General features: G+C 66.9%; 23 protein-coding genes. 11 read left to right on the top strand and 12 right to left on the bottom strand.

What is annotated here, in order from left to right; translation table 11 throughout:
• Positions 1 to 28: 28 nt before the first annotated feature.
• Positions 29 to 1,813, top strand: a complete 1,785-nt coding sequence (locus AC1DP9_RS06785; RefSeq protein ID WP_477106901.1) for an acyl-CoA dehydrogenase — start codon at positions 29 to 31, stop codon at positions 1,811 to 1,813.
• Positions 1,814 to 1,891: 78 nt separating this feature from the next.
• Here AC1DP9_RS06785 and AC1DP9_RS06780 read toward each other — a convergent pair whose 3' ends face one another.
• Positions 1,892 to 3,196, bottom strand: coding sequence for a D-amino acid dehydrogenase (locus AC1DP9_RS06780; RefSeq protein WP_477106900.1), 1,305 nt, complete (start codon positions 3,194 to 3,196; stop codon positions 1,892 to 1,894).
• Positions 3,197 to 3,305: 109 nt separating this feature from the next.
• Here AC1DP9_RS06780 and AC1DP9_RS06775 point away from each other — a divergent pair, with 109 nt between their 5' ends.
• Both AC1DP9_RS06775 and AC1DP9_RS06770 read left to right on the top strand, forming a co-directional pair.
• Complete coding sequence (locus AC1DP9_RS06775; protein ID WP_092301927.1) at positions 3,306 to 3,800, top strand: Lrp/AsnC ligand binding domain-containing protein; 495 nt, start codon at positions 3,306 to 3,308, stop codon at positions 3,798 to 3,800.
• A 16-nt stretch (positions 3,801 to 3,816) separates the two neighbouring features.
• The gene (locus AC1DP9_RS06770) at positions 3,817 to 4,992 is read left to right on the top strand and encodes a PA0069 family radical SAM protein (protein WP_477106899.1); all 1,176 of its coding nucleotides are present in this window, start codon (positions 3,817 to 3,819) and stop codon (positions 4,990 to 4,992) included.
• 281 nt (positions 4,993 to 5,273) lie between these two features.
• Here AC1DP9_RS06770 and AC1DP9_RS06765 read toward each other — a convergent pair whose 3' ends face one another.
• Together AC1DP9_RS06765 and AC1DP9_RS06760 are read right to left on the bottom strand one after the other, a co-directional pair.
• Complete coding sequence (locus AC1DP9_RS06765; RefSeq protein WP_477106898.1) at positions 5,274 to 5,768, bottom strand: TM2 domain-containing protein; 495 nt, start codon at positions 5,766 to 5,768, stop codon at positions 5,274 to 5,276.
• Between the two features lie 310 nt (positions 5,769 to 6,078).
• A complete protein-coding gene (locus tag AC1DP9_RS06760; protein WP_441645051.1) occupies positions 6,079 to 6,486 on the bottom strand; it encodes a hypothetical protein in 408 nt (135 codons plus the stop codon).
• A 327-nt stretch (positions 6,487 to 6,813) separates the two neighbouring features.
• Here AC1DP9_RS06760 and rpsP point away from each other — a divergent pair, with 327 nt between their 5' ends.
• The 5 genes from rpsP (at position 6,814) to AC1DP9_RS06735 (ending at position 9,891) form a co-directional block, all read left to right on the top strand.
• On the top strand, positions 6,814 to 7,065 hold the full coding sequence (gene rpsP / locus AC1DP9_RS06755) for a 30S ribosomal protein S16 (protein WP_092301938.1): 252 nt from the start codon (positions 6,814 to 6,816) through the stop codon (positions 7,063 to 7,065).
• Positions 7,066 to 7,126: 61 nt separating this feature from the next.
• A complete protein-coding gene (gene rimM, locus AC1DP9_RS06750) occupies positions 7,127 to 7,804 on the top strand; it encodes a ribosome maturation factor RimM (RefSeq protein WP_092301941.1) in 678 nt (225 codons plus the stop codon).
• Positions 7,805 to 7,832: 28 nt separating this feature from the next.
• The gene (trmD, locus tag AC1DP9_RS06745; protein WP_092301944.1) at positions 7,833 to 8,615 is read left to right on the top strand and encodes a tRNA (guanosine(37)-N1)-methyltransferase TrmD; all 783 of its coding nucleotides are present in this window, start codon (positions 7,833 to 7,835) and stop codon (positions 8,613 to 8,615) included.
• Positions 8,616 to 8,692: 77 nt separating this feature from the next.
• Positions 8,693 to 9,082: a 50S ribosomal protein L19 gene (rplS, locus tag AC1DP9_RS06740; RefSeq protein ID WP_092301947.1), complete on the top strand. Its 390-nt coding sequence runs from the start codon at positions 8,693 to 8,695 to the stop codon at positions 9,080 to 9,082.
• A 128-nt stretch (positions 9,083 to 9,210) separates the two neighbouring features.
• Positions 9,211 to 9,891 carry a CoA pyrophosphatase gene (locus AC1DP9_RS06735; RefSeq protein WP_092301950.1) on the top strand — a complete coding sequence of 227 codons (681 nt, stop codon included), beginning with the start codon at positions 9,211 to 9,213 and terminating at the stop codon, positions 9,889 to 9,891.
• Between the two features lie 33 nt (positions 9,892 to 9,924).
• On the opposite strand, the gene AC1DP9_RS06730 is transcribed toward AC1DP9_RS06735, so the two are convergent.
• Positions 9,925 to 10,773 (bottom strand): sulfurtransferase, encoded by an 849-nt coding sequence (locus AC1DP9_RS06730; protein ID WP_441593610.1) that lies wholly within the window; start codon positions 10,771 to 10,773, stop codon positions 9,925 to 9,927.
• Between the two features lie 195 nt (positions 10,774 to 10,968).
• Between AC1DP9_RS06730 and dnaE the strand changes: the two genes are divergently transcribed.
• Both dnaE and AC1DP9_RS06720 read left to right on the top strand, forming a co-directional pair.
• Complete coding sequence (dnaE, locus tag AC1DP9_RS06725) at positions 10,969 to 14,478, top strand: DNA polymerase III subunit alpha (protein ID WP_477106897.1); 3,510 nt, start codon at positions 10,969 to 10,971, stop codon at positions 14,476 to 14,478.
• The gene (locus AC1DP9_RS06720) at positions 14,471 to 15,721 is read left to right on the top strand and encodes a glycosyltransferase (protein ID WP_477105078.1); all 1,251 of its coding nucleotides are present in this window, start codon (positions 14,471 to 14,473) and stop codon (positions 15,719 to 15,721) included. The genes dnaE and AC1DP9_RS06720 overlap by 8 nt, the downstream gene beginning before the upstream one ends.
• Here AC1DP9_RS06720 and AC1DP9_RS06715 read toward each other — a convergent pair.
• Positions 15,651 to 16,436, bottom strand: coding sequence for a glycosyltransferase family 2 protein (locus tag AC1DP9_RS06715; protein WP_477106896.1), 786 nt, complete (start codon positions 16,434 to 16,436; stop codon positions 15,651 to 15,653). The two genes, AC1DP9_RS06720 and AC1DP9_RS06715, sit on opposite strands and share 71 nt — an antisense overlap.
• A 96-nt stretch (positions 16,437 to 16,532) precedes the next feature.
• Here AC1DP9_RS06715 and msbA point away from each other — a divergent pair, with 96 nt between their 5' ends.
• A complete protein-coding gene (gene msbA, locus AC1DP9_RS06710; RefSeq protein ID WP_092301962.1) occupies positions 16,533 to 18,299 on the top strand; it encodes a lipid A export permease/ATP-binding protein MsbA in 1,767 nt (588 codons plus the stop codon).
• 37 nt (positions 18,300 to 18,336) lie between these two features.
• Here the strand turns inward: msbA and AC1DP9_RS06705 are convergent, their stop codons facing one another.
• The 7 genes from AC1DP9_RS06705 to AC1DP9_RS06675 form a co-directional block, all read right to left on the bottom strand.
• Positions 18,337 to 18,849: a hypothetical protein gene (locus tag AC1DP9_RS06705; protein WP_092301965.1), complete on the bottom strand. Its 513-nt coding sequence runs from the start codon at positions 18,847 to 18,849 to the stop codon at positions 18,337 to 18,339.
• A 174-nt stretch (positions 18,850 to 19,023) separates the two neighbouring features.
• A complete protein-coding gene (locus tag AC1DP9_RS06700) occupies positions 19,024 to 19,596 on the bottom strand; it encodes an MOSC domain-containing protein (RefSeq protein WP_477106895.1) in 573 nt (190 codons plus the stop codon).
• Positions 19,596 to 20,804 carry an alpha-D-ribose 1-methylphosphonate 5-triphosphate diphosphatase gene (locus AC1DP9_RS06695; protein ID WP_092301971.1) on the bottom strand — a complete coding sequence of 403 codons (1,209 nt, stop codon included), beginning with the start codon at positions 20,802 to 20,804 and terminating at the stop codon, positions 19,596 to 19,598. Before AC1DP9_RS06695 ends, AC1DP9_RS06700 begins: the two co-directional genes overlap by 1 nt.
• Positions 20,805 to 20,819: 15 nt before the next feature.
• Complete coding sequence (phnL, locus tag AC1DP9_RS06690; RefSeq protein WP_477106894.1) at positions 20,820 to 21,557, bottom strand: phosphonate C-P lyase system protein PhnL; 738 nt, start codon at positions 21,555 to 21,557, stop codon at positions 20,820 to 20,822.
• Positions 21,558 to 21,562: 5 nt separating this feature from the next.
• Positions 21,563 to 22,339 carry a phosphonate C-P lyase system protein PhnK gene (gene phnK, locus AC1DP9_RS06685; RefSeq protein ID WP_477106893.1) on the bottom strand — a complete coding sequence of 259 codons (777 nt, stop codon included), beginning with the start codon at positions 22,337 to 22,339 and terminating at the stop codon, positions 21,563 to 21,565.
• Positions 22,336 to 23,232 (bottom strand): alpha-D-ribose 1-methylphosphonate 5-phosphate C-P-lyase PhnJ, encoded by an 897-nt coding sequence (locus tag AC1DP9_RS06680; RefSeq protein WP_143093951.1) that lies wholly within the window; start codon positions 23,230 to 23,232, stop codon positions 22,336 to 22,338. The genes phnK and AC1DP9_RS06680 overlap by 4 nt, the downstream gene beginning before the upstream one ends.
• Complete coding sequence (locus AC1DP9_RS06675) at positions 23,229 to 24,374, bottom strand: carbon-phosphorus lyase complex subunit (protein ID WP_477106892.1); 1,146 nt, start codon at positions 24,372 to 24,374, stop codon at positions 23,229 to 23,231. The genes AC1DP9_RS06680 and AC1DP9_RS06675 overlap by 4 nt, the downstream gene beginning before the upstream one ends.

Raw genomic sequence — 24,374 nt, 5'->3', positions numbered from 1 at the left:
GCTTTTTTACAAGATCCAGGAGACTTCGATGACCTATCGCGCACCGCTCAAGGACATGCTGTTCGTCATGAACGAACTGGCGGACCTGAACGCCGTCAGCCAGATGCCGGGCTATGAGGAAGCCACCCCGGACACGGCGCAGGCCGTGCTTGAGGAAGCGGCCCGGTTCAACGAGGAAGTGGTGGCCCCGCTGAACCGCGCGGGCGATCTCGACCCCAGCAGCTGGAAGGACGGCGTGGTCACCACCACGCCCGGGTTCCGCGACGCGTTCCGCCAGTTCGGCGAGGGCGGCTGGCAGGGCGTGCTGCATCCGAGCGATTTTGGCGGCCAGGGCTTGCCCAAGCTCGTCGCCACGCCGTGCATCGAGATGCTGAACAGCGCCAACCTGTCGTTCGCGCTGTGCCCGCTGCTGACCGATGGCGCCATCGAAGCCCTGCTGACTGCCGGCACCGACGAACAGAAGACGGTCATCCTGCCCAAGCTGATTGCGGGCGAATGGACCGGCACGATGAACCTGACCGAGCCGCAGGCCGGCTCGGACCTGGCCGCCGTGCGCACGCGCGCCGAGCCGCAGGGCGACGGCACGTTCAAGCTGTTCGGCACCAAGATTTTCATCACGTACGGCGAGCACGACATGGCGAAGAACATCGTCCATCTGGTGCTGGCCCGCACGCCGACCGCGCCCGAGGGCGTCAAGGGCATCTCGCTGTTCGTCGTGCCGAAGTTCCTGGTCAACCCGGACGGCACGACCGGTGCGCGCAACGACGTGCACTGCGTGTCGATCGAGCACAAGCTCGGCATCAAGGCCAGCCCGACGGCGGTGCTCCAGTTCGGCGATCACGGCGGCGCCGTCGGCACGCTGGTGGGCGAGGAGAATCGCGGCCTCGAATACATGTTCATCATGATGAATGCGGCGCGCTTCGCGGTGGGCATGCAGGGCATCGCGGTGTCCGAGCGCGCCTACCAGCACGCCGTGGCCTATGCGCGGGACCGCGTGCAGAGCCGGCCGGTCGATGGCTCGGCGCGCGAGGCCGTGACGATCATCCATCACCCCGACGTCAAGCGCATGCTGATGACGATGCGCGCACTGATCGAAGGCGCACGTGCCGTGGCCTACGTGGCCGCCGCGGCCAGCGATGCCGCCCACCAGCATCCGGACGAGGCGACGCGCCGCGAAAACCAGGCGTTCTACGAGTTCATGGTGCCCGTGATCAAGGGCTGGAGCACCGAGCTGTCGATCGACGTGACCAGCCTCGGCGTGCAGGTGCACGGCGGCATGGGCTTCATCGAGGAAACCGGCGCGGCCCAGTACTACCGCGACGCGCGGATCCTGCCGATCTACGAGGGCACCACGGCCATCCAGGCCAATGACCTCGTCGGCCGCAAGACCGTGCGCGATGGCGGTGCCGTGGCGCGCGCGATCTGCGCGAAGATCGCCGAGACCGAGGCCGCGCTCGGCCAGCACAGCTGCGCCTCGTTCCAGGCGGTGCAGGGCCAGTTGAAGCGGGGCCGCGAGGCGCTCGAGGCCGTGGTGGGCTTCGTCGTGGAGAACGCCAAGGGCGATCCGAACGCGGTGTTCGCGGGCAGCGTGCCGTACCTGAAGCTGTGCGGCATTGTGTTCTCGGGCTGGCAACTGGGCCGCGCGATGCTGGCGGCGGATGCCAAGCGTAGCGAAGACCCGGCGTTCTACGAGGCCAAGATCGCCACGGCGCATTTCTTCGGCGAGCACATCCTGTCGCAGGCGTCGTCGCTGCGCGACGCCATCGTGGCCGGCGCCGAGCCGGTCAAGGCGATGTCGGTGGACCAGTTCTGACGCGCAACTTGCGTTGGGGATGAAAAAAGGCGACCCGAAGGTCGCCTTTTTTTCGTCGAAATCCGAGATGAGGATCGATCAAGCCGGCACCGGACGCGGCACGCCGTGCGTGCGCGCGGGCTGGCGGTAGCGGTCCACCGACAGGTCGTCGGCGCGAATCGCTGGCTGCGTGCCCGAGACCAGGTCGGACAGCAGCTTGCCCGAGCCGCAGGCCATGGTCCAGCCGAGCGTGCCGTGGCCGGTGTTGAGCCACAGGCCGCGAATCCCGGCGGGGCCGACCACGGGCGTGCCGTCCGGCGTCATCGGACGCAGGCCAGTCCAGAACGTGGCGCGGCTGACATCGCCGGCGCCGGGGAACAGGTCCGTCACCACGTGTTCGAGCGTGCGGCGCTTGGCCGGATCGAGCGAACGGTCGTAGCCGACGATCTGCGCCATGCCGCCCACGCGGATGCGGTCGTCGAAGCGCGTGATCGCCACCTTGTAGGTCTCGTCGAGCACCGTGGATACCGGGCTGCGCGCGACATCGGTCATCGGCACCGTGATCGAGAAGCCCTTGAGCGGGTACACCGGCAGGTTCGACAGCCCCGGCAGCACATTGCGGACGAACGGCGTGGACCAGCTCCCGAGCGCCACCACCACGGCCTCGGCATACATCGGCTGGCCGCCAACCACGGCACCGGTCACGGCATCGCCCTGGGTCATCAGGCCGTCGATCGAGCGGTTGTAGAGGAACTGCACGCCGAGCGATTCGGCCATGGCTGCCAGCCGTTGGGTAAACAGCTGGCAATCCCCGGTTTCATCGTTCGGCAGGCGCAGGCCGCCGGCCAGCTTGTGGCCTGCGGCGGCCAGCGCCGGTTCGCTCGCGCCGAGTTCCTCGCGCGAAAGCAATTGATAGGGCACGCCCGCTTCCTCGAGCACGGCGATGTCGCGCGCGGCGGCTTCGAGCTGCGCGTCCGTGCGAAACACCTGGAGCGTGCCTTGTTGGCGGCCTTCGTAGGCAATACCGGTCTCGGCCCGCAGCGTGCGGATGCAATCGCGGCTGTACTCGGCCAGTCGCACCATGCGTTCCTTGTTCACGGCATAGCGTGCCGGCGTGCAATTGCGCAGCATCTGCCACATCCACTGGAGCTGGAACAGCGTGCCGTCCGGCTTGATGCTCAGCGGCGCGTGCTCCTGGAACATCCACTTGATGGCCTTGAGCGGCACGCCCGGCGCGGCCCACGGCGACGCGTAGCCCGGCGAGATCTGGCCGGCGTTGGCAAAGCTGGTGCCGAGCGCGGGCGCGGACTCGCGATCCACGACGGTCACTTCATGACCGGCACGGGCCAGGTACCACGCGCTGGTCACGCCAATAACGCCACTGCCAAGCACTAGAACACGCATCTCGATGACTCCGGACCTGCGAAAGAATGGAATAGAAGGATTCGTATCTATACTATTGACTTCAAAGCAGTGTTAGTTACCGATTAAATGAGAAAAACAGGAAAAAGTCATGAGAACGACACGTCAGCCGGTGCGCGGCCTCGATCGGCTGGATCGGAAGATTCTCACGGTGCTCCAGGACGACGGGCGGGTGTCGATGAAAGACCTGGCGGAGCGGGTGGGGCTGACCATCACGCCCTGCATCGAGCGCGTGAAGCGGCTGGAGCGCGACGGTGTCATCATGGGCTACTACGCCCGGCTGAATCCGGGGCTGCTCGGCAGTGCGCTGCTGGTATTTGTGGAGATTTCGCTGGGCAACAAATCGGGCAATATGTTCGAGCAGTTCCGGCGCGAGGTGCTGCGGATTCCCGAGGTGCTGGAATGTCACCTCGTCTCGGGCGACTTCGACTACCTGATCAAGGCGCGGATTCGCGAGATCAGCGAGTACCGCCGTCTGCTCGGCGACATTCTGTTGCAGTTGCCGGGCGCAGCCCAATCTAAAAGCTACGTGGTGATGGAAGAAATCAAGGAGACATTGGCCATCTCGGTGGAAGAGCGCGAGTAAGGCCGTTCGATGCAAGATGGGTGACGAACACGACTTCGGCGGCGACGGAGAGGGCGAGGGCGCCCGCCGTCCGCCCGTGGCCCGCAAGGGGCGCGGCGCCGTCAGCAACCTCCAGGGACGCTTCGAGCGCGACCAGCGCGAGGCGTTCGACGACGGCTGGGCGCCGGCCGACGACGACCCGGCCCCCGCCGATGACGCGCTGCCGCCCAAGCTCGTCACCCAGGTCACGCTCGAGCAGGCCCGCTCGATCCTGTCGCGCAACGCCTCGCCCGACATCCCGTTCGATGTCTCGCTCAATCCTTACCGGGGCTGCGAGCACGGCTGCATCTACTGCTTCGCCCGGCCGACGCACGCCTATCTGGACCTGTCACCGGGGCTCGATTTCGAGACGAAGCTTTATGCCAAGACCAATGCGGCCGAGCGCCTGCGCGAAGAATTGTCCAAGCCGTCGTATCGGTGCGAGACCATCGCGCTGGGCGTGAACACCGACGCCTACCAGCCCATCGAGCGCGAGCAGCGCATCACGCGCAGCCTGCTGGAGGTATTGCACGAGACCGACCACCCGGTGGCGCTGATCACGAAGTCGTCACTGATCGAACGGGATATCGACCTGCTGGCGCCCATGGCCGCCAAGCGGCTCGCGGTGGGGGCTGTGACGATTACGACACTCGACGCCGGCATCGCGCGCACGCTGGAACCGCGCGCAGCCACGCCGGCGCGGCGGCTGCGCACGATTCGTGAACTGACCGATGCGGGGATTCCGGTAGGGGTGAGCGTGGCGCCGATTATCCCGTTCGTCACCGAACCGGACCTCGAGCGCGTGCTGGAAGCCGCCCGGGAGGCCGGGGCGGTCTACGCCAACTACATCGTGCTGCGTCTGCCGTGGGAGGTGAGTCCGCTGTTCCAGGAGTGGCTCGAAGCGCATTTCCCGGACCGTGCCGAGCGGGTCATGAACCGCGTGCGCGAGATGCGGGGCGGCAAGGATTACGATGCCGACTTCGCCTCGCGCATGCGCGGCACGGGGATTTGGGCCGATCTGATGCGTCAGCGGTTCTACAAGACCGCCGAGCGGCTAGGCTTCCGTTACAACCGGTTCGAACTCGATACGTCGCGCTTCAGGCCCCCGCCCAGGCCGACCCGGCCCAACGGGCGTCCGCGCGGTACCGACGACCGGCAGGGTTCGCTGTTCTGAGGCGCCGCCTGCTGATCCTCGATCATGCGGCAGGCCAGCTCCAGCGCGGCCTTCGCACTGGTCGTCGGCAGGCCCGACGACAGGGCCAGCCTGACCGCGATAGCAGCCAGGCGTCCTTCTTCATACGTGGGATGTTCCATCGGGCACTCCTTTGCATCGTCCCGCCATGGCGGGCCATGCTCCATTCCGTGCGTACTCGGACTTACCAGTATGGGTGATTTGCAGAAGCGCGTTTGACCAATGTCATCCCATTGTCAGGTTGCAGCGAAAGTGCGCGCTGACTATTGGGAAAGCGCCTTGGCCGCCTCCACCTGCGACTCGAAGAACGTCTGGAAGCTGATGGCGAGCCCGGCCATGAGCAGGCCGGTGCCGATCAGCAGCGACAGGATGACCAGGATCACCACGGGCCAGCCGGAGCGCGTGGGCTTGCCGTGTGCGTTATAGCGCGCATCCCAGCGGTCGTCGGGGCGTAGCCCGAACACGATGGCGGTCAGGAATGCCGCAATCACCGAGGTGCCGCCCGCCACCGCGAACGTCCAGTTCAACGCGGTGGACCCGGCGCCCGTCACCAGCGACGCAATTCCGATCGCCCCCGCCAGCGTGGCCAGCAGATGCGCCCAGCCGAACTTGTCGGGGAAGCCCTTCAGATAGAAGCGATGCACGCCAAGGCTGCCAAACAGGAACGCCAGGGCGACGGTGATCAGCTTGGACTTGCCCCGGGCCGGGCGGCGCGCATCGGCGCCGAGGGCAGGGGCTTGGCTTGCGGTGGTAGGCATTGTGGAGGCGATGTGGCAGGCACGGAGGCTGACAATCGTCACATTGTACGTGGAGGCTGCGCCCGGTGAGGATATCGGGACAAGACCGGAGTGGCCGGAGCCGGACCAGTGGGTGCCGGGCAGAGGCAGGTCAGTTCGATTGCCGTCTGCGCAACGACGGCACGCTGCGAGGGCGCCGGGGTTGAACCCCGTCTGGAATCGCCGACTGCACCGGGCGGCAGCCTGTGCGGGCACGAGGCCCGCACATCTTGAAAGACCAAGCAAAACGGCCGGAGTTCCGGCCGTTCGAGAAAGGGGAGAGGCGCGGGACTCAGCGCCCGCCATCGCGGCTGCGCGCCTGCCAGCCCGGGCCCATGCCGGATGGACGCATGTCGTTGCTGCGCCCCGGGTTATCATTCACGCTGCTGCGGTCGGACGTCTGCCGTACCGGACGATCCTCGTCGCGGCCCGGCGCACCGGGTGGGCGCCCGCTCAGGCGGTCGTCATTGCGCGCCCGCTGCTCCATGCGTTCGATCTGTGCCCGCACATGATCCCGGCTTTCGGCACGTACGCTCGCCATTTCCCATCCGCCGGCAACGCGGTTGACGCGCGCCGACTGTTCGGCCCGGGCGGTGTGCCAGAAGGCAACTTGCGCGTGGCTGGCGGCAATACTGCCGATCAGGCCCGAGAGGGCCAAGGTACCAGCCACCAGGAGACGCAGGTGGGGGCGGGTAAGCATGCGAGATCCCAAGATCCTTAGCAGGGAAAGAGTCAGGAAGATGGGTTCATGGTACGCAGGCGCCGTGTGACCGCCTATGCCAATCCCGTTACCCGTGTAACCGATTGTTTCGACATTTTTGCCAGCTTTATAACGTCGCGCCGGTGGCGGGGTTTGCGCGGGATTCGCGGTTTACGCGACGGTGCCTGCAGGCCATGTTGCGCCAACGGCGCACCGGTGGCCGCGCCCGGCGCGAATTGCGCGCTAAGTGTTTGTTTGGCATTGGGAACTGGGCTATACTCTTGCGTTTCGTGTTCGCACACCCCCGTTTTTTCGAGGAATAACCCCATGGTCGTAATCCGTCTGGCTCGCGGCGGCAGCAAGAAGCGCCCCTTCTTCAATATCGTTGCCGCTGACTCGCGCAACCGTCGCGATGGCCGTTTCATCGAGCGCGTTGGTTTCTACAACCCGCTCGCCTCCGGCAAGGAAGAAACCCTGCGCCTGGTGCAAGACCGCCTGACGTACTGGCAAGGCGTTGGCGCCCAGCTGTCGCCGACGGTTGCCCGTCTGGTCAAGCAAGCCGCCAAGGCCGCTGCCTGATTGCCGCCAAGGCGCGCGGCCCGTTGTGGCGCGTGCCTGACGCATCGGACGCATCGTCTCAGTGACTGGCAACGCCCCCGGCCGCAAGCCGTTAAATCGGCAAGGTACCGCGGCGCAGGCCGAGGTATCGGGCCAGCCGCCCAAGCCCCGCAAGCTGCCCGCAGCGCTGCTGTTCACCGACAGCCTGCCCGACGATCTCGTCGAAGTGGGCTATGTGGGCGCCGCCTATGGCATCCGTGGCTGGATCAAGGTCCAGCCGCACGCGGACGACGCCTCCGCATTGCTCCACGCCCGCCGCTGGTGGCTGCTTCGTGCGCCGCAGGCCGGCGTGGTGGTGGCGCCGGCACAGCCGGACGAGGCGCTCTGCGTCAAGATTGCCCAGTCGCGCGAGCATAGCGGCACCGTGGTGGCCCAGGCCACCGGCGTAGCGGAACGCAATGTTGCCGAAGCCCTGAAAGGGCGTCGCGTCTGGATCCGGCGCGCGGATTTTCCGCCGCCGGAAGAGAATGAGTTTTACTGGGTCGACCTGATCGGTTGCGCCGTGCTCAACGAACAGGGTGAAACCCTGGGCGAGGTATCCGGCCTGATCGACAATGGTGCCCACCAGATCCTCCAGGTGGCTTACACGCTGCCGGATGGCAAGCCCGGCGAGCGGCTGGTGCCGTTCGTGGACGCGTTCCTGCGCACGGTGGATACCACCACCCGGCGCATCGTGGTGGACTGGGGGCTCGACTACTGAAGTACCGAAGCACACCAAGGGGCCGCGGATGCAGTTCGATGTAATCACGCTGTTTCCCGAGATGTTTCGGGCGCTGACCGACTGGGGCATTACCAGCCGGGCGGCCAAGCAGCAGCGTTACGCGCTGCGCACCTGGAATCCGCGCGACTTTACGGTCGACAATTACCGCACCATCGACGACCGGCCTTACGGCGGTGGTCCTGGCATGGTGATGCTGGCCAAGCCGCTGGACGACGCGATCGACGCGGCGGCCGCGGCGCAGGCGGAAGCCGGTGTGGCAGTCCCGCATGTGGTGCTGATGTCGCCGCAGGGCGCCCCGCTCACGCATGAGAAGGTGATGTCGCTGTCGCAGCGGCCTGGCCTGGTGCTGTTGTGCGGTCGCTATGAGGCGATCGATCAGCGATTGATCGAGCGTCGCGTGGACGAGGAAATCAGCCTCGGCGATTTCGTGCTGTCCGGCGGTGAACTGCCGGCCATGGCGCTGATCGACGCGGTGGTGCGGCATCTGCCCGGCGTGCTGGGTGATGCGCAGTCGGCCGTGCAGGACAGTTTCGTCAACGGCCTGCTCGATTGTCCGCACTACACGCGGCCGGAAGAATATGAAGGTGTGCGGGTGCCCGATATCTTGCTCGGGGGCCATCATGCCGAGATCGAGAAATGGCGGCGCCAGCAGGCGCTGGCCAACACCGCGCGCAAGCGTCCCGATTTGATCGAGGCGGCGCGTGGTCAAGGGTTGTTGTCCAAGGCCGATGAGAAATTTCTGTCGGAGTGGACGGCGAAAGCAGGGCGGGAGTTCGCTCCCGCCAAATGAAAACCCCATCCTCTGCCGGGGCCCGGGACAAGTCCTGGGGCATACAACGCTGGCATGATGGTAATGGAGAAAAAACGATGAACATCATCGAGCAAATCGAGCAGGAAGAGATTGCGCGCCTGACCGCGAACAAGACCATTCCCGCGTTCGCCCCGGGCGACACCGTGATCGTCAACGTGAACGTCGTGGAAGGCACCCGCAAGCGCGTGCAGGCCTACGAAGGCGTCGTGATCGCCAAGCGTAACCGTGGCCTGAACTCGTCCTTCATCGTGCGCAAGATCTCGTCGGGTGAAGGCGTGGAACGTACGTTCCAGCTGTACTCGCCGCTGATCGCCGGCATCGAAGTGAAGCGTCGTGGCGACGTGCGCCGTGCAAAGCTGTACTACCTGCGCGAGCGTTCGGGCAAGTCGGCACGTATTAAGGAAAAGCTGGTCTCGAAGGCTGCGAAGGCTGCTGCCGCCGAGTAAGGCGATGCCGTCCGGCGCCGGGCAACCGGTGCCGTATCGGATTCGGAAAGGACACCTTCGGGTGTCCTTTTTGCTTATATGTGTGCTGCAGCGCGACATGGCGCGCTTCTGTCATACTCAATGGTGTCATGCGCCCCAAATTCGATCCAGAAACCTTGCCGGTCATCGGCACCGACGCCCAACGCGCGCCGCTCTCGGCGCCCCGGATGCGCCCGGACTTTATCCGCCACCGCCTGCTATCGCCGCCAGCCTGGGAACCCGAGCTGACCGATGAGTCGCGCGTCTACGACCGGAGCCGCGGCCTGCGCGAAGCCGCCGTGCTGGTGCCGTTGGTGGACCGCGCCGACGGCCTGACCGTGCTGCTGACCGAACGCAACGCCAACCTCAACGCCCACGCGGGCCAGATCAGCTTTCCGGGCGGCCGGCAGGAGACCTACGATGCGGACCGCATCGCCACAGCGCTGCGTGAGACGAAGGAAGAAATCGGGCTTGATCGGGACTATATCGAGGTGCTCGGCTCGCTCCCTGACTACATCACGGGCACCGGCTATCACGTCAGCCCCATTGTGGGGCTGGTGCGCACCGGCTTCGCGCTGGAGGCCGATGCGGGCGAGGTGGCGGACATCTTCGAGGTGCCGCTCGCCTTCCTGATGGACCCCTCACGCCACGAGCGGCGGCTGCTGCGCTGGGCGGACGGCGAACGTCAGTTTTATTCGATGCCGTACCCGCGCGAGGAAGGCGGCCACCGCTTCATCTGGGGCGCCACCGCGGGCATGCTGCGCAACCTCTATCACCTGCTCGCCGCGTAAGAACTCGGCGTATTACCAGGCGGGACGCAGGCGTCAGGCGGCTGCCTGACCGGCCTGCGTCGCGCAATGCGGGCATTGCTTGCCCACCGCATAGCTGGGCTGTTGCTGTTCCTCAGGCGTAACCACCGCGCGGCAGGCAAAGCACTGCACCGGGCCGGCCGGCTCGAGATTGGGGTTCAGGGCGGTTCGGTAGTCGAACACGAAGCAGTCTCCCTTGTAGTGGCTACCGCCCACTTCCTCGAAGTACTTCAGGATGCCGCCTTCGAGCTGGTAGATGTGCGCCATCCCCACTTCCTGCATGTGGATGGCGGCCTTTTCGCAGCGGATGCCGCCGGTGCAGAATGACACCACCGTCTTGCCCTCCAGCTCGGCCTTGTGGGCGGCGATGGCGGGCGGGAAATCGCTGAATTTCGCAATGTCGTATTCCACCGCGTTCTCGAAGGTGCCCACGGCCACCTCGAACGCATTGCGTGTATCGAGCATCACCACGGGGCGGCCGGCGTCGTCGTGGCCCTGGTCGAGCCAGCGCTTGAGGTCCACGGGCCGCACGGACGGCGCCCGGCCCGCTTCGGGGCGGATCAGCGGCATCTTCATCGTGATGATTTCTTTCTTGGCGCGCACCAGCATCCGCTTGAACGGCTGGTTGTCCGACAGGCTCTCCTTGGGCGCGATGTCCGCAAAGCGGGCGTCGGCGTGGAGCCAGGCCATGAAGGTGTCGATGGCGTCGCGCGGGCCGGCCAGGAACATGTTGATGCCCTCGGGCGCCAGCAGGATCGTGCCCTTGAGGTCCGCCGCCTCGCAGCGCGCGCGCATTTCCGGACGCAGGGTCTCGATGTCGTCCAGCGTGACGAATTTGTAAGCGGAAATATTGACGATCTGCATGGGATGGGTGCTGCCGGACCGCGCGGCGGGCCGCGCGATAACTGCCTGATTGGAAAGGCGAAATTATAGCCGCTTGCGGGCCTGGCCGACACCCTGTTTCCAGGCACTCTGGACCGGGCCAGGCGTCGTCCCAGCCCCTCATTTTCCGAAAAGTCTCAAGTTTTCAGGCGGGGGGAGCCGGTACAATGGCGCCCTATGTCTGCACCCCGCTTCGTACACCTCCGCCTGCATTCCGAATACTCCGTCGTGGACGGCATCGTCCGCCTGGAGGATGCCGTCAAGGCCGCCGCCAAGGATGGCATGGGCGCGCTCGCCCTGACCGACCTTGCCAACGCCTTCGGCCTGATCCGCTTCTACAAGGAAGCGCGCGGAGACGGCGTGAAGCCGGTAGTGGGCGCAGACGTCTGGCTGACCAACGCCGATGACCGCGACAAGCCCGCGCGCATGCTGCTGCTGGTGCAGGACCGCCGTGGCTACCTGAACCTGTGCATGCTGCTGTCGCGCGCGTGGCTGGGCAACCAGCACAAGGGGCGCGCCGAGATCGAGCCGGGCTGGTTCGACGAACCGGGCGAGGAAGGCCTGCCGCTGGCCACCGGCATGATCGCGCTGTCCGGCGCCATGGGCGGCGATATCGGCCAGGCGCTGGCCAATGGCAACGAGGACGGCGCCCGCCGGGCCGCCGAGCACTGGGCGCGCGTGTTCCCGCAGCGGTTCTATATCGAACTGCAACGGGCCGGGCACCCCGGCACCGATGCCTACGTCCAGCAGGCCGTGCAACTGGCCGCCGCAATGCAGCTGCCGGTGGTGGCCACGCACCCGGTGCAGTTCATGACGCCGGACGACTTCACCGCGCATGAGGCCCGCGTCTGCATCGCCGAGGGCGAACTGCTGGCCAATCCGCGCCGCACGCGCAAGTTCACGACCGACCAGTATTTCAAGACGCAGGACGAGATGTGCGCGTTGTTCGCGGACATTCCTTCCGCGTTGCAGAATGCCGTCGAGATCGCGCGGCGCTGCAACCTGACGCTGGAACTGGGGAAGCCGCGCCTGCCGCTGTTCCCCACGCCGGACGGCATGTCGCTCGACGACTACCTGATCCACATGGCGCGCGAGGGCCTCGAGAAGCGTCTGGCCGTGCTGTTCCCGGACGAAGCCACGCGCGAGGCGCAGCGGCCCGAGTACTACGCGCGGCTGGAGTTCGAGACTGGCACCATCATCAAGATGGGCTTCCCGGGCTACTTCCTGATCGTGGCGGACTTCATCAACTGGGCCAAGAACAACGGCGTGCCGGTGGGGCCGGGCCGGGGCTCGGGCGCTGGCTCGCTGGTGGCGTACGCACTGGGCATTACCGACCTGGACCCGCTCAAGTACGCGCTGCTGTTCGAGCGTTTCCTGAATCCGGAACGGGTCTCGATGCCCGACTTCGACATCGACTTCTGCCAGCACGGCCGTGACCGCGTGATCACGTACGTGAAGGAGAAGTACGGCAAGGACGCCGTGTCGCAGATCGCCACGTTCGGCACCATGGCTGCCAAGGCGGCCGTGCGCGACGTGGGCCGCGTGCTGGACCTCGGCTATGGCTTTGTCGACGGCGTGGCCAAGCTGATTCCGTTCAAGCCGGGCAAGCTCGTCACGATCGAGGAAGCCAAGAAGGAAGAGCCGGTCCTGGCCGAGCGCGAGAACAACGAGGAAGAGGTGCGCCAGTTGCTGGAGCTGGCGCAGCGCGTGGAAGGCATGACCCGGAACGTGGGCATGCACGCCGGCGGCGTGCTGATCGCGCCGGGCCGGCTCACCGATTTCTGCCCGCTCTACACCCAGGGTGGCCAGAACGACGGCATGAGCGGCGTGGTGAGCCAGTACGACAAGGACGACGTGGAAGCCGCCGGCCTGGTCAAGTTCGACTTCTTGGGCCTGACCACGCTGACCATCCTCGACTGGGCCGAGCGCTACATCCGCCGGCTGGACCCGAGCAAGGCCGACTGGAATTGCAGCCAGATTCCGCTGGCCGATGGCCCCGCGTTCGACATCCTGAAGACCGCCAACACGGTGGCCGTGTTCCAGCTGGAAAGCCGCGGCATGCAGGGCATGCTGAAGGACGCCAAGCCTGACCGCTTCGAGGACATCATCGCCCTCGTGGCCCTGTATCGCCCCGGTCCGATGGACCTGATCCCGAGCTTCTGCGCCCGTAAGCACGGCCGCGAGAAGGTCGAGTACCCCGATCCGCGCGTGGAACCGGTGCTCAAGGAGACCTACGGCATCATGGTCTACCAGGAGCAGGTGATGCAGATGGCGCAGATCATCGGCGGCTACTCGCTCGGGGGCGCCGACTTGCTGCGCCGCGCCATGGGCAAGAAGAAGGCCGAGGAGATGGCCAAGCACCGCGAGCTGTTCCGCGAGGGTGCTGACAAGAACGGGCTGTCGTCACAGCAGGCCGACGACATCTTCGACCTGATGGAGAAGTTCGCGGGCTACGGCTTCAACAAGTCGCACGCGGCCGCCTATGCGCTGCTGGCGTACTACACGGCGTGGCTCAAGGCGCACCATCCGGCCGAATTCATGGCGGCCAATATGTCGCTGGCCATGGACGATACGGACAAGGTCAAGATCCTCTACGAGGATTGCCGACTGAACGGCATCGCCGTGCTGCCGCCCGATGTCAACGCCAGCGAATACCGCTTCGCCCCGACCGATGCCAAGACCATCCGCTATGGGCTGGGCGGCATCAAGGGCTCGGGGCAGGGCGCCATCGAGGACATCTTGCGTGCCCGCGAGGAAAAGCCGTTCGCGGACCTGTTCGATTTCTGCGAGCGCGTGGACCGCCGGCAGGTCAATCGCCGCACGATCGAGGCACTGATCCGCGCCGGCGCGTTTGACAGCCTTAATGACAACCGTGGCCAGTTGCTGGCCTCGGTGTCCATCGCCATGGAGGCGGCCGAGCAGAAGGCGGAGTCGGCCAACCAGGTGTCGCTGTTCGACCTGATGGGCGACGCCGGCGATGCCCACCGCCCGGAACTGCTCGACGAGCCGCGCTGGAYGGCCAAGCGCACGCTGCAGGAGGAAAAGCAGGCGCTCGGCTACTATTTCTCCGGCCATCTGTTCGATGCGTGGCGCGACGAGGTACGCCGCTTCGTCAAGGGCACGCTGGCCGGGCTCGAAAAGGAAGTACAGGGCAACGGCGGCGGCTATGGCCGCGACGTGCGGGGCAAGATCGTGGCGGGTGTCATCACCGGCATCCGCACGCAGATGACCCAGCGCGGCAAGATGCTGATCGTGCTGCTCGACGACGGCACGGGCCAGATCGAGATGACCGTGTTCAACGAACTGTTCGACGCGAACCGGCACATGTTCCGCGAGGATGAACTGCTGATCGCGCAGGGCAATGCCCGTCACGATACCTTCACCGGCGGCGTGCGGTTCACGGCCGAGTCGGTGATGGACCTCGTGGCCGCGCGCGCCAAGTATGCCGATGCGGTCTGCCTGGGCTTCAACGGCAACGCCTCCACCGAGCGGCTGCGCGAACTGCTGACGCCGTACCTCGCCAACACGGCGCGTACGCCGGGCGTGCCGGTGCGTATCCGCTACGTCAACAAGACCGCGCAGTGCGAGGCCACGTTGGGCGACCAATGGCAGGTCACCCCGTCGGACGACGCCCTGACCACCTTCCGCAATGCGCTGGGCGACAGCGTCCGGATGATCTATGGCTGAGGCGGCGGTGCGATCGATGACGCAGGGCGGCAAGCGGCGCATCCTGTTCCACGTCACCCATCTGCTGCATGGGGGTATCGAGACCGCACTGGTCTCGCTGCTGAACTCGCTGGACCGCGGCCAGTTCGAGATCGGGCTGACCATCACCTATCCGTCGGACGAGCTGGCCTCGCATTTTCTTGAGAGATTGCCGAAGGACGTGAAGGTCCACGTTCTGGCGCCCGAGGCCTGGCTGTCGCACTGCCGGCAGCTCAAGAAGAAGCGCAAGCTCGGGCCGCTCGGCAAGATCTACGAGGAACTGCTACTGCCACCGGTGCGCAAGCCGCTGATGAATCGGCGCTTCCGCAAGATTCTGCAGGGCTATGACCTGGTGGTGGACTACGACATGTCCGTGTCACGGCTGACGGGCAAGCTGCCCGTGCCGATGATGGGCTATCAGCATTTCAGCGTGGCGCACCTTGCGCGCGGGCATGCCCGCAAGCTCCGCAAGCTGCGGCGCCAGTGCCGCGAGCACTACGACGCCGTGGTCGTGCTCAACGACAGCATGCTGCGCGATGCGCAGGCGCTGATTCCCGAGGCTGCGGACCGCTTCGTGCGGCTCTACAACCCGATCGATCTGGACAGTATCCGCGAGAAGGCCCAGGCGCCGGTCGATGCGCCGGCCGGGCCCTTCGTGGTGTCGGTGGGGCGGCTTGAGGAAAGCCAGAAGGACTTCACCACGCTGCTGCACGCCTACGCGCGGCTGGTGGCGGATGGTATCGAGGACCGGCTGGTCATCGTCGGCGATGGCGCCTCCCGCCCGCAGCTTGAGGCGCTGGCCGGGTCGCTCGGCATTGCCGACCGCGTCACGTTCCAGGGTTTCCAGTCGAATCCGTACGCCTGGATCCGGCGCGCGCGCCTGATGGCGTTCAGTTCGAAGATGGAAGGGCTGCCGAACGTCCTGCTGGAGGCGCTGGCGGTGGGTCAGGTCGTGGTCAGTACCGACTGCCCGACCGGGCCGCGCGAGATTCTCGACGAGGGCCGGGCGGGACTGCTGGTGCCTGTCGGGGATGCGCCGGCGCTGGCGGATGCAATCGGGCGCGGCCTGCGAGATGCCTCGCTGCGTGCCGCGCTGCTGGCACACGCGGCGGTCCATATCGAGCAGATGGGCTTCGGGCCCACCGCGCGGGAGTTCAGCGTGGTGGCAAATCGGTTGATGGCGGGGGTGTCTCCGTTGCCTGCCGGTGCAGCAGCCACAGCTTGACGTACTTGTAGTAACTGGCCTGCCCGTTCATCAGCGCCACGCCGAGCCCCTGCGGGCCGTCGAGGAAGCCGCACCGGAACAGGTAGGTCCGCAGGAAGGCCCAGCTGCCATGCAGCAGGGCGCTGGCCGGCGAGGCGGTCTTGCCGCGTGCGAAGGCCTGTTTGGCGCCGAGCGTTGAATATTGATCGATCTTGCGCAGCACCTGCGAGAAGTCGTCGTAGGTGTAGTGCAGCAGCGGTGAGCGCAGGTGCGCCACCGGGGCATCGGTGACCACGTTCTCGTGGACGAGGTCATCGGTGAAGCGGGCCTTGCCCAGCCGGAACAGGCGGGTGAGGCGGTCCGGATACCAGCCGCCGTGGCGGATAAACCGGCCGCAGAACCGCGAGAGCCGGGGCATGTCGTAGGCATCGGCCCGGCCGGAGCTGATGGCGGCCAGGATCTCGTCGCGCAGCGCGGGCGTGACACGCTCGTCGGCGTCGATGGACAGGACCCACTCACTCTGGGCCTTGGAGAGGGCAAGGTTTTTCTGGGGGCCGAAACCGGGCCACGTGGCGGTCTCGTAGACCTCTGCACCCATGGCGCGGGCGGCCTCCACGGTGCCGTCCGTGCTGCCCGAATCCACTATAATCGCGCGGTCGCACCAGGAGACGCTTTCGAGGCACTCCCGGATATTGTGTGCCTCGTTTTTCGTAATCAGTACGACAGAGATTTTCATAGAGATGCTTGCAAGGTTCCCCTTTTGGAACGCCATTCTAGCGGTAGTCGCAGTCTTGGCAGGCACAACCCCCCGTGCGAGCGGGGCGGAGTCATCGTGAACGAAAACAATAAACAAACGCCCCAGGAAGCCGACACCCTCAAGCGGGTCTGGGCTTACCTGAAGCCCGAGATGCGCGTGTTCGCGCTGGCCATCCTCGCCATGGCGCTGGTGGCCGCCAGCGAGGGGATTATCCCCAAGGTTGTCAACGACCTGCTCGACAAGGGGTTTGGCGGCGACTACGCCGGCAAGCTCTGGCATGTGCCCGCGCTGCTGACCGGCGTGGCGCTGGTCCGTGGCGTGGCGCAGTTCGCGTCCGGCTACCTGCTGGCCCAGATCTCGAACCGCGTGCTGTTCAAGATGCGCATGCAGATGTTCGGTCGGATGCTGCAGGCGCCCGCGCTGTTCTTCCACCGCAACACCGCCGCGTCACTGATCAATGCCGTGATCTTCGAGGTCAACCAGGTGATGCAGATCCTGACCGGGGTGTTGATCACGCTGGTGCGCGACTCGCTGACCGTGCTGGCGCTGCTGATCTACCTGTTCTACACGAACTGGCGGCTCACGCTGGTGGTGGCGGTGCTGCTGCCCGTGATCGGCTTCGTCATGTCGAAGGTGAACCGGCGCCTGCGCCGGCTGAACCGTGACCACCAGACGCTGACCAACGAGGCCGCGTACGTGGTCGAGGAAGCCGCCGGCGGCTACAAGGTGGTCAAGCTGCATGGCGGGGAGACCTACGAGCAGTCGCGCTTCGAGGCCATGGCCGAGCGCCTGCGCGGCTACTCGATGCGCATGGCCGTGGCGGGCGGGCTGAACCAGCCGGTCACCGCGTTCCTGGCGTCGCTGGCGCTGTCCGTGATCCTGACCATCGCGATGATCCAGGCCCAGGGCAACCAGACTACGGTCGGCGGCTTTACCGGCTTCGTCATGGCGATGCTGCTGCTGATCTCGCCGCTCAAGCACCTGACCGACCTGAACCAGCCGCTGCAACGCGGGCTGACCGCCGCCGAGATGATCTTCCGGCTCATCGACGAGCCGATCGAGCCGCAGACCGAAGGCCTGCGGCTGGAACGTGCCAAGGGCGATCTGGTGTTCGAGGACGTCGGTTTCCGCTATGGCGACGCCGGCCGGCCGGCGCTCCAGCATGTCAATTTCCGGGTGGCCCCGGGCGAGGTGGTGGCGCTGGTCGGTCCGTCCGGCAGCGGCAAGACCACGCTGGTCAACCTCGTACCCCGCTTCTTCGATCCGACCGACGGCCGGATCCTGCTCGATGGCCAGCCCATCGCCCAGTTCGCGCTGACCGACCTGCGCCGCCAGATCGCGTTCGTGAGCCAGGATGTCGTGCTGTTCAACGACACCGTGGCGGCCAATGTGGCCTACGGCGTGCATCCGCGAGAAGCGATCGATATGGCACGCGTGGAGCGTGCACTTGCGGCGGCCTACCTGACCGATACGGTCAAGGGGCTGCCGGAGGGGCTGGAAACCAATATCGGCGACAACGGCATGAAGCTGTCCGGCGGCCAGCGCCAGCGGCTGGCCATTGCGCGCGCGATCTACAAGGACGCGCCGATCCTGATCCTGGACGAGGCGACTTCCGCGCTCGATTCGGAATCGGAACGGCAGGTGCAGGCGGCGCTGGAGTCGCTGATGGTGGGGCGGACCACGCTCGTGATCGCCCACCGGCTGTCCACGATCGAGAACGCCGACCGCATCGTCGTGCTGGAGCAGGGCCGCGTGGCCGAGCATGGCAGCCATGCCGAACTGCTCGCCGCCAACGGGCTCTACGCGGGCCTGCACCGCATCCAGTTCGCCACCCAGCAGTAACTTCCTCCGATCACCCGAGGGGCGGCGCCGGTCAGATTTACCGGATCTCCGCGCAAGCGCCGCTTTTCGGGTCGAACAGCACCGGCCACGCCTGCTCGTAGATACCCGGCGTGCAGTGCTTCTCGCAGCGGGCATGGGCCAGCGTCACCCGGCGCGGGTCCTGCCACACCATCAGCTTGCAGCCGCTGCCGTCAATTGCATGCAGTTCTATGTGTGGCGTCTGCTGTACCTGCTTGAAATCCTCCAGATCGAACGTGCACGAACCCTTCCGGGACACCCAGAGCTTCCATTTCAGCGTCTGCACGGCATTGCCCGTGACCTTGACCAACGCGTCTTCGCGGAAGCCATCCTCCTCGGTGCGCTTGCAACTGCCAGACAGGTTGATCACGCGCGCCGCGATGGGCGTGGCGCGGCTTTCAGGCGGCGGTGGGTAGGGCTTGGGGGCGGTGGGGCCCTGCATGGGCGCCGAGCGGTCGGCCAGCATCGGCGGCGTGCACGCCGCGCACAAAAAAACAGCCAGCATGGCTGGCAGTGTGGGTTTGAACGGCATGCTGGCTCCTCGGTGCGATCCGGCCGTCATGCATGGCGGCCCGCCTCCCTTATATATATAGAGGACGGCCGCCGGAACGCGAGCGGGAGGGGATCGGGACAAGTCCTGAGGAGCGCGCCGGCTCCGGCAATCTATAGTGAGAGAATGCCCGGCACGTGCCGGGTCTCGTACTTGTCAGACCCGCTCCAGCCGCCTGTGCGGCAGCGGCGGCAGGGTGGTCTCGATACCCTGACCGGGCCGCACCACGCCGCCCGCCACCACCACGCCCATCACGCCAGCCTTGCGCACGATCTCGCCGTGCGCGTCCTTATACACCACCTGACTCAGCAGCCCTTCACGGAAGTGCTCGATCTGCGCACACGGGTTGCGCAGCCCGGTGATCTCGATCTGCGCATCGCCAATCCGCAGGCGAGTGCCGACCGGCAGCCCGAGCAGGTCGATGCCGGCCGTGGTGATGTTCTCGCCCAGTTCCCCATAACCGATGTCGAACCCGGCCGCCGCCAGCGCCGCGTGTAGCTCGGCGTGGATCAGGTGGACCTGACGCAGGTTCGGCTGGGTCGGGTCCACGGCCACGCGCGAGCGATGCTTGACCGTGGTGCCGGCATGGGCGTCGCCTTCCACGCCGATGCCGGGCAGCAGCCGGATGGACGTCTCGCGCGGCTTGCTGAAGCCGTGCACGGGGCTGCGGCTGACCCCCACCACCTGCGCCGGTCCGGCGGCTAACCCGGCGGGAAGTCCGGTCCCCATCAGGCGACCTCGCGCATGGCTTCGCGCGGCACGGCATGCTGCACCGCGCCAGCCGGGTAGCCGGCCGAGAACACCAGCCGGCCCGCCGACCACGTGTGCGTGACCATCGGCTGCCCGGCCACGGTAGCCACGGCGATCAGGTCCGCGCGCAGGCCCGGCACCAGGCGGCCCCGGTCGTCGAGCAGGCAGGCGTCCGCCGGATTGGCGGTGACCAGCGCCAGCGCCTCGTTGAGCGGCAGATCGGCCTGCCGCGCCGCGGCGTAGGCCGAGGCGATCAGCGTGGACGGCTGGTAGTCCGAGCAGAGGATGTTGCCGACCCCGGCCTGGATGGCGTCGATGGCGCGCATCGACCCGCTCTGGCTCTTGCCGCGCAGCACGTTGGGGGCGCCGAGGATGGTCGGCAGCGCATGCGTGTTCGCCGCGCGGGCGGTTTCCAGGTTGATCGGGAACTCGCTCATCCGCACGCCGAGTGCCTGCATCGCGGCAATGCGCTGGGGGCTGTCGTCGTCGTGGCTGGCCGTGGGAATGCCCAGCTCGTGCGCCCGGGCCACCAGCCGGTTCACGCGCTCGTGCGCGCCGTCCAGTTCGGCCGTCTTCTTGGCGGCGGCGTCGGCGGCTTCCTCGCGGCTCATGCCGTGGTTGCCCATCATGTACGAGAGATAGGCGTCCAGCGTCTTGAACTGGCCCTGGCCCGGGGAGTGATCCATCACGGAGAGCAGGTCCACCACGCCTTCGGCCATCAGCATTTCGAGCACGGGCACGGCGGCGGCGTCGGTCACCTCGTAGCGGCAGTGGATGCGGTTGTCGACCAGGCTACTCGCACGGTACGCGGCCACGGTGCGCACCAGCGTGGCGGCCGTCTCGTTGTTGCGCACGCCGAACTGGTTGCTGGCGAACGAGAGCGCGTGGTACGGCGTGGTGATGCCGGCGGCGGCGTTKCGGCGGTCCACCTGCGCAACGGCGAAGTCCAGCGGGAATAGCACATTGGCGCGCGGCTCGGCTTCCTTCTCGATGGCGTCGCAGTGCACATCGATCAGGCCCGGCATGACCGCGTGGCCGCGCAGGTCGATCACGGTGGCGTGGGCCGGCACGGCAGCCGGCGCGGGTTCGATGGCGGCGATGCGGCCATCCTCGATCAGCAGGGCACTGTCTTGCAGCACGCGGTCCGGCAGGACCAGCGTGGCGTGGGTCAGGTAGGTGGTGGTCATGGGGGCGGTCGTCCGTCAGGCGATGGCGGTAGCGGGTTGTAGCGGCAGCAGGCGCGTGGCCACGGCGTCGCGCACGGCTTCGTCGTGGAAGATGCCGATCAGCGCGCGGCCTTCGGCCAGGGCTTCGCGGATCAGGTCGATCACCACGGCGCGGTTGTCGGCGTCGAGCGAGGCGGTGGGCTCGTCCAGCAGCAGGATCGGATGGCCGCCGATCAGCCCGCGCGCGATGTTCACGCGCTGCTGCTCGCCGCCCGAGAAGGTGGCCGGCGGCAGGTCCCAGAGGCGGCGCGGCAGGTTCAGCCGTTCGAGGAGCACGGCGGCGCGGGCGCGGGCTGCCTCGTGCGAGGTGCCACGCTGTTCGAGCGGCTCCGCCACTACGTCGAGCGCCGAGACGCGCGGAATGGCGCGCAGGAACTGGCTGACGTAGCCAATCACATGGCGGCGCAGGTGCAGGATGCGTTGCTCCGGGGCCTGCGTCAGCTCGACCCACGGCGCGCCTTCGGCGCTGGTATCACGCAGGCGGATGGTGCCTTCGGTGGCCAGATAGTTGCCGTAGAGGCAGCGCAGCAGCGTGCTCTTGCCGGTACCGGAGCGGCCGGACAGCACGAGGCATTCGCCGCGCGCGGCGTCGAAGTCGATCGCGCGCAGCACGGGCAGGCGGATGCCGCCCTGGTTGTGCAGCGTGAACATCTTCCCAAGGCCGCGCACCTCGATCAGTCGCTCGGCAGGGGTGTGGAGGTTGTCGGTGGACATCGTCGTCAGCCTTGCAGGATGGAGGAGACCAGCAGCTGGGTGTAGGTGTGCTGGGGGTCGTCGAGGATCTGGTCGGTCAGGCCCTGTTCGACCACGCGGCCGCCCTGCATGACCAGCGTACGGTGGGCCAGCAGGCGGGCCACGGCCAGGTCGTGGGTGACCAGCACGGCGGCGAGGCCGAGATCGGTCACCAGGCGGCGCAGCAGGTCGAGCAGGCGGGCCTGCACGGAGACGTCGAGCGAGGCGGTCGGCTCGTCCATGAAGACCAGGCGCGGATGGGTGACGAGGTTCCGCGCGATCTGCAGGCGCTGCTGCATGCCGCCCGAGAACGTGCCGGGCACGTCGTCCAGCCGGGCCAGATCGATTTCCATCTTCTCGAGCCAGGCGCCGGCCACTTCGCGCAGATTGCCGTAGTGGCGCTCGCCCACGGCCATCAGGCGCTCGGCGATGTTGGCACCGGCGCTGACCTGCATGCGCAGGCCGTCGCGGGCGTGCTGGCGCACGAAGCCCCAGTCGGTGCGCGCCAGCAGCCGCATACGGGCGCTGGAGAGCGTGGCGAGGTCGGTCAGGCCCGATTCGCGCATGTCATAGCTGACGCTGCCGCGCTGCGGCGGCGCCTGCATCGACAGGGCCTGCAGCAGCGTGCTCTTGCCCGAGCCGGATTCGCCGACCACGCAGAGCACTTCGCCCGGATAGAGGTCGAAGCTGACGTCGTGGCAGCCGTGCAGGCCGTCCCAGGTGCGCGTGAGGTGGCGGACGGAAAGAAGCGGCGTGGCGGTCATTGGCACACTCCCGCGGCTTCCACGGCCTGCGCGGCCTGGCGGTCAGCGCAGTACTCGGTGTCGGAGCAGACGAACATGCGGGTGCCGGCGTCGTCGGTAATGATTTCGTCGAGGTAGCTGTCCGTGGCGCCGCACTGGGCGCAGCAGCTCGACCACTTCTCCACCGTGAACGGGTGATCCTTGAAATCGAGGCTCCGGACCGAGGTGTACGGTGGCACGGCGTAGACGCGCTTCTCGCGGCCAGCGCCGAACAGCATCAGCGCGGGGCTGCGGTCGAGCTTGGGGTTGTCGAACTTCGGAATGGGCGACGGACGCATCATGTACCGCTGGTTGACGATCACGGGATAGTCGTAGGTCGTGGCGATATGCCCGTGGTGGGCAATATCCTCGTAAAGCTTCACGTGCATGGCGCCGTACTCGGACAGCGCGTGCATGGTGCGCGTCTCGGTCTCGCTCGGCTCCAGCCAGCGCAGCGGCTCGGGAATGGGCACCTGGTAGACCATGGTCTGGCCTGCGCGCAGTGCCGTTTCCGGAATGCGGTGACGGGTCTGGATGATCGACGCCTCGGCGGTGCGCTCCGTCGTCTGCACGCCGGTCACGCGGCCGAAGAAGCGGCGGATGTTGATGGCGTTCGTCGTGTCGTCGGAACCCTGGTCGATCACCTTCAGCACGTCCTGCTTGCCGATGATGGCGGCCGTCACCTGGATGCCGCCGGTGCCCCAGCCATAGGGCAGCGGCATCTCGCGGCTGCCGAACGGCACCTGGTAGCCCGGAATCGCCACGGCCTTGAGCAGCGCGCGGCGCAGCATGCGCTTGGTGGATTCGTCGAGGTAGCCGAAGTTGTAATGATCGTCGCGGGCGACGGTGGCCGGATGGGCGATGGTCTGTGTCATGCCAGCGTTTCCTCTTGGGTGGCGGCTTGCGCGGCGGCGTGCAGTGCGGCCGGGGCGGCGGCGTTGGGCGCGGCGGCCTCCTGCTCGGCACGCAGGCGGCGCAGCAGTTCCAGGTTGGCCTGGAAGTCGACGTAGTGGGGCAGCTTCAAATGCTGGACGAAGCCCGAGGCCTCCACGTTGTCGCTGTGATAGAGCATGAATTCGATGTCGTTGGCCGGGGCGTCGGCAGCTTCGCCCAACTCCGCCGCGCGCATCGCGCGGTCCGCCAGCGCCATCGACATGGCCTTGCGCTCGTTGTAGCCGAACACGAGGCCGTAGCCGCGCGTGAAGCGGGGCGCCTCGTCGGCGTTGCCGCTGAACTGGCTGACCATCTGGCACTCGGTCAGCTCGACCTCGCCGATCGTCACGGCGAAGCCCAGTTCCTCGACGAACAGTTCCACCTCGGCCGTGCCGTAGCGGATCTCGGCCGCGAACGGGTGCGAGTTGCCGTAGCCGCGCTGGGTCGAGTAACCCATCGACAGCAGGAAGCCCTCGTCACCGCGCGCCAGGTTCTGCAGGCGGGCGGCGCGGTCGGCCGGGAACGTCAGCGGCTCGCGCGTCAGGTCCGGCGGGGCGGGGTCGCCGGGCGGGATGGCGTCGGCTTCGACCAGTTCATCGGCTTCCAGCAGGCCCGTCACGCGCGGCATGCCGGCGGCCAGCGGCTGGGCGGACGGCGGCAGCGGTTCCGGGTCGCGGCCGGCTTCGAGCGAGAAGTCGAGCAGGCGCTGGGTGTAGTCGTAAGTCGGGCCGAGTACCTGGCCGCCCGGCACGTCCTTGAACGTCGACGAAATACGACGTTGCAGGCGCATGGTGCCGGTATCGAGCGGCTGGGTGTAGCCGAAGCGCGCCAGCGTGGTGCGATAGGCGCGCAGCAGGAAGATCGCCTCGATCTGGTCGCCGGCGGCCTGCTTGAGGGCGAGGGCGGCGAGGTGCGGGTCGTAGAGCGAGCCTTCGGCCATCACGCGGGCCACGGCCAGCGGCATCTGCTCGCGGATCTGGGTGAGCGTGAGTTCGGGCACCGACGTATCGCCACGGCGATAGCTGTCGAGCATCTGGTACGAGTTCAGGATGGCGCGTTCGCCTCCCTTCACGGCTACGTACAT

Source organism: Cupriavidus sp. 01L43, assembly GCF_056399925.1.
The sequence above is the reverse complement of the archived record's forward strand: the minus strand, read 5'-3'. Positions and strand labels throughout refer to the sequence as shown.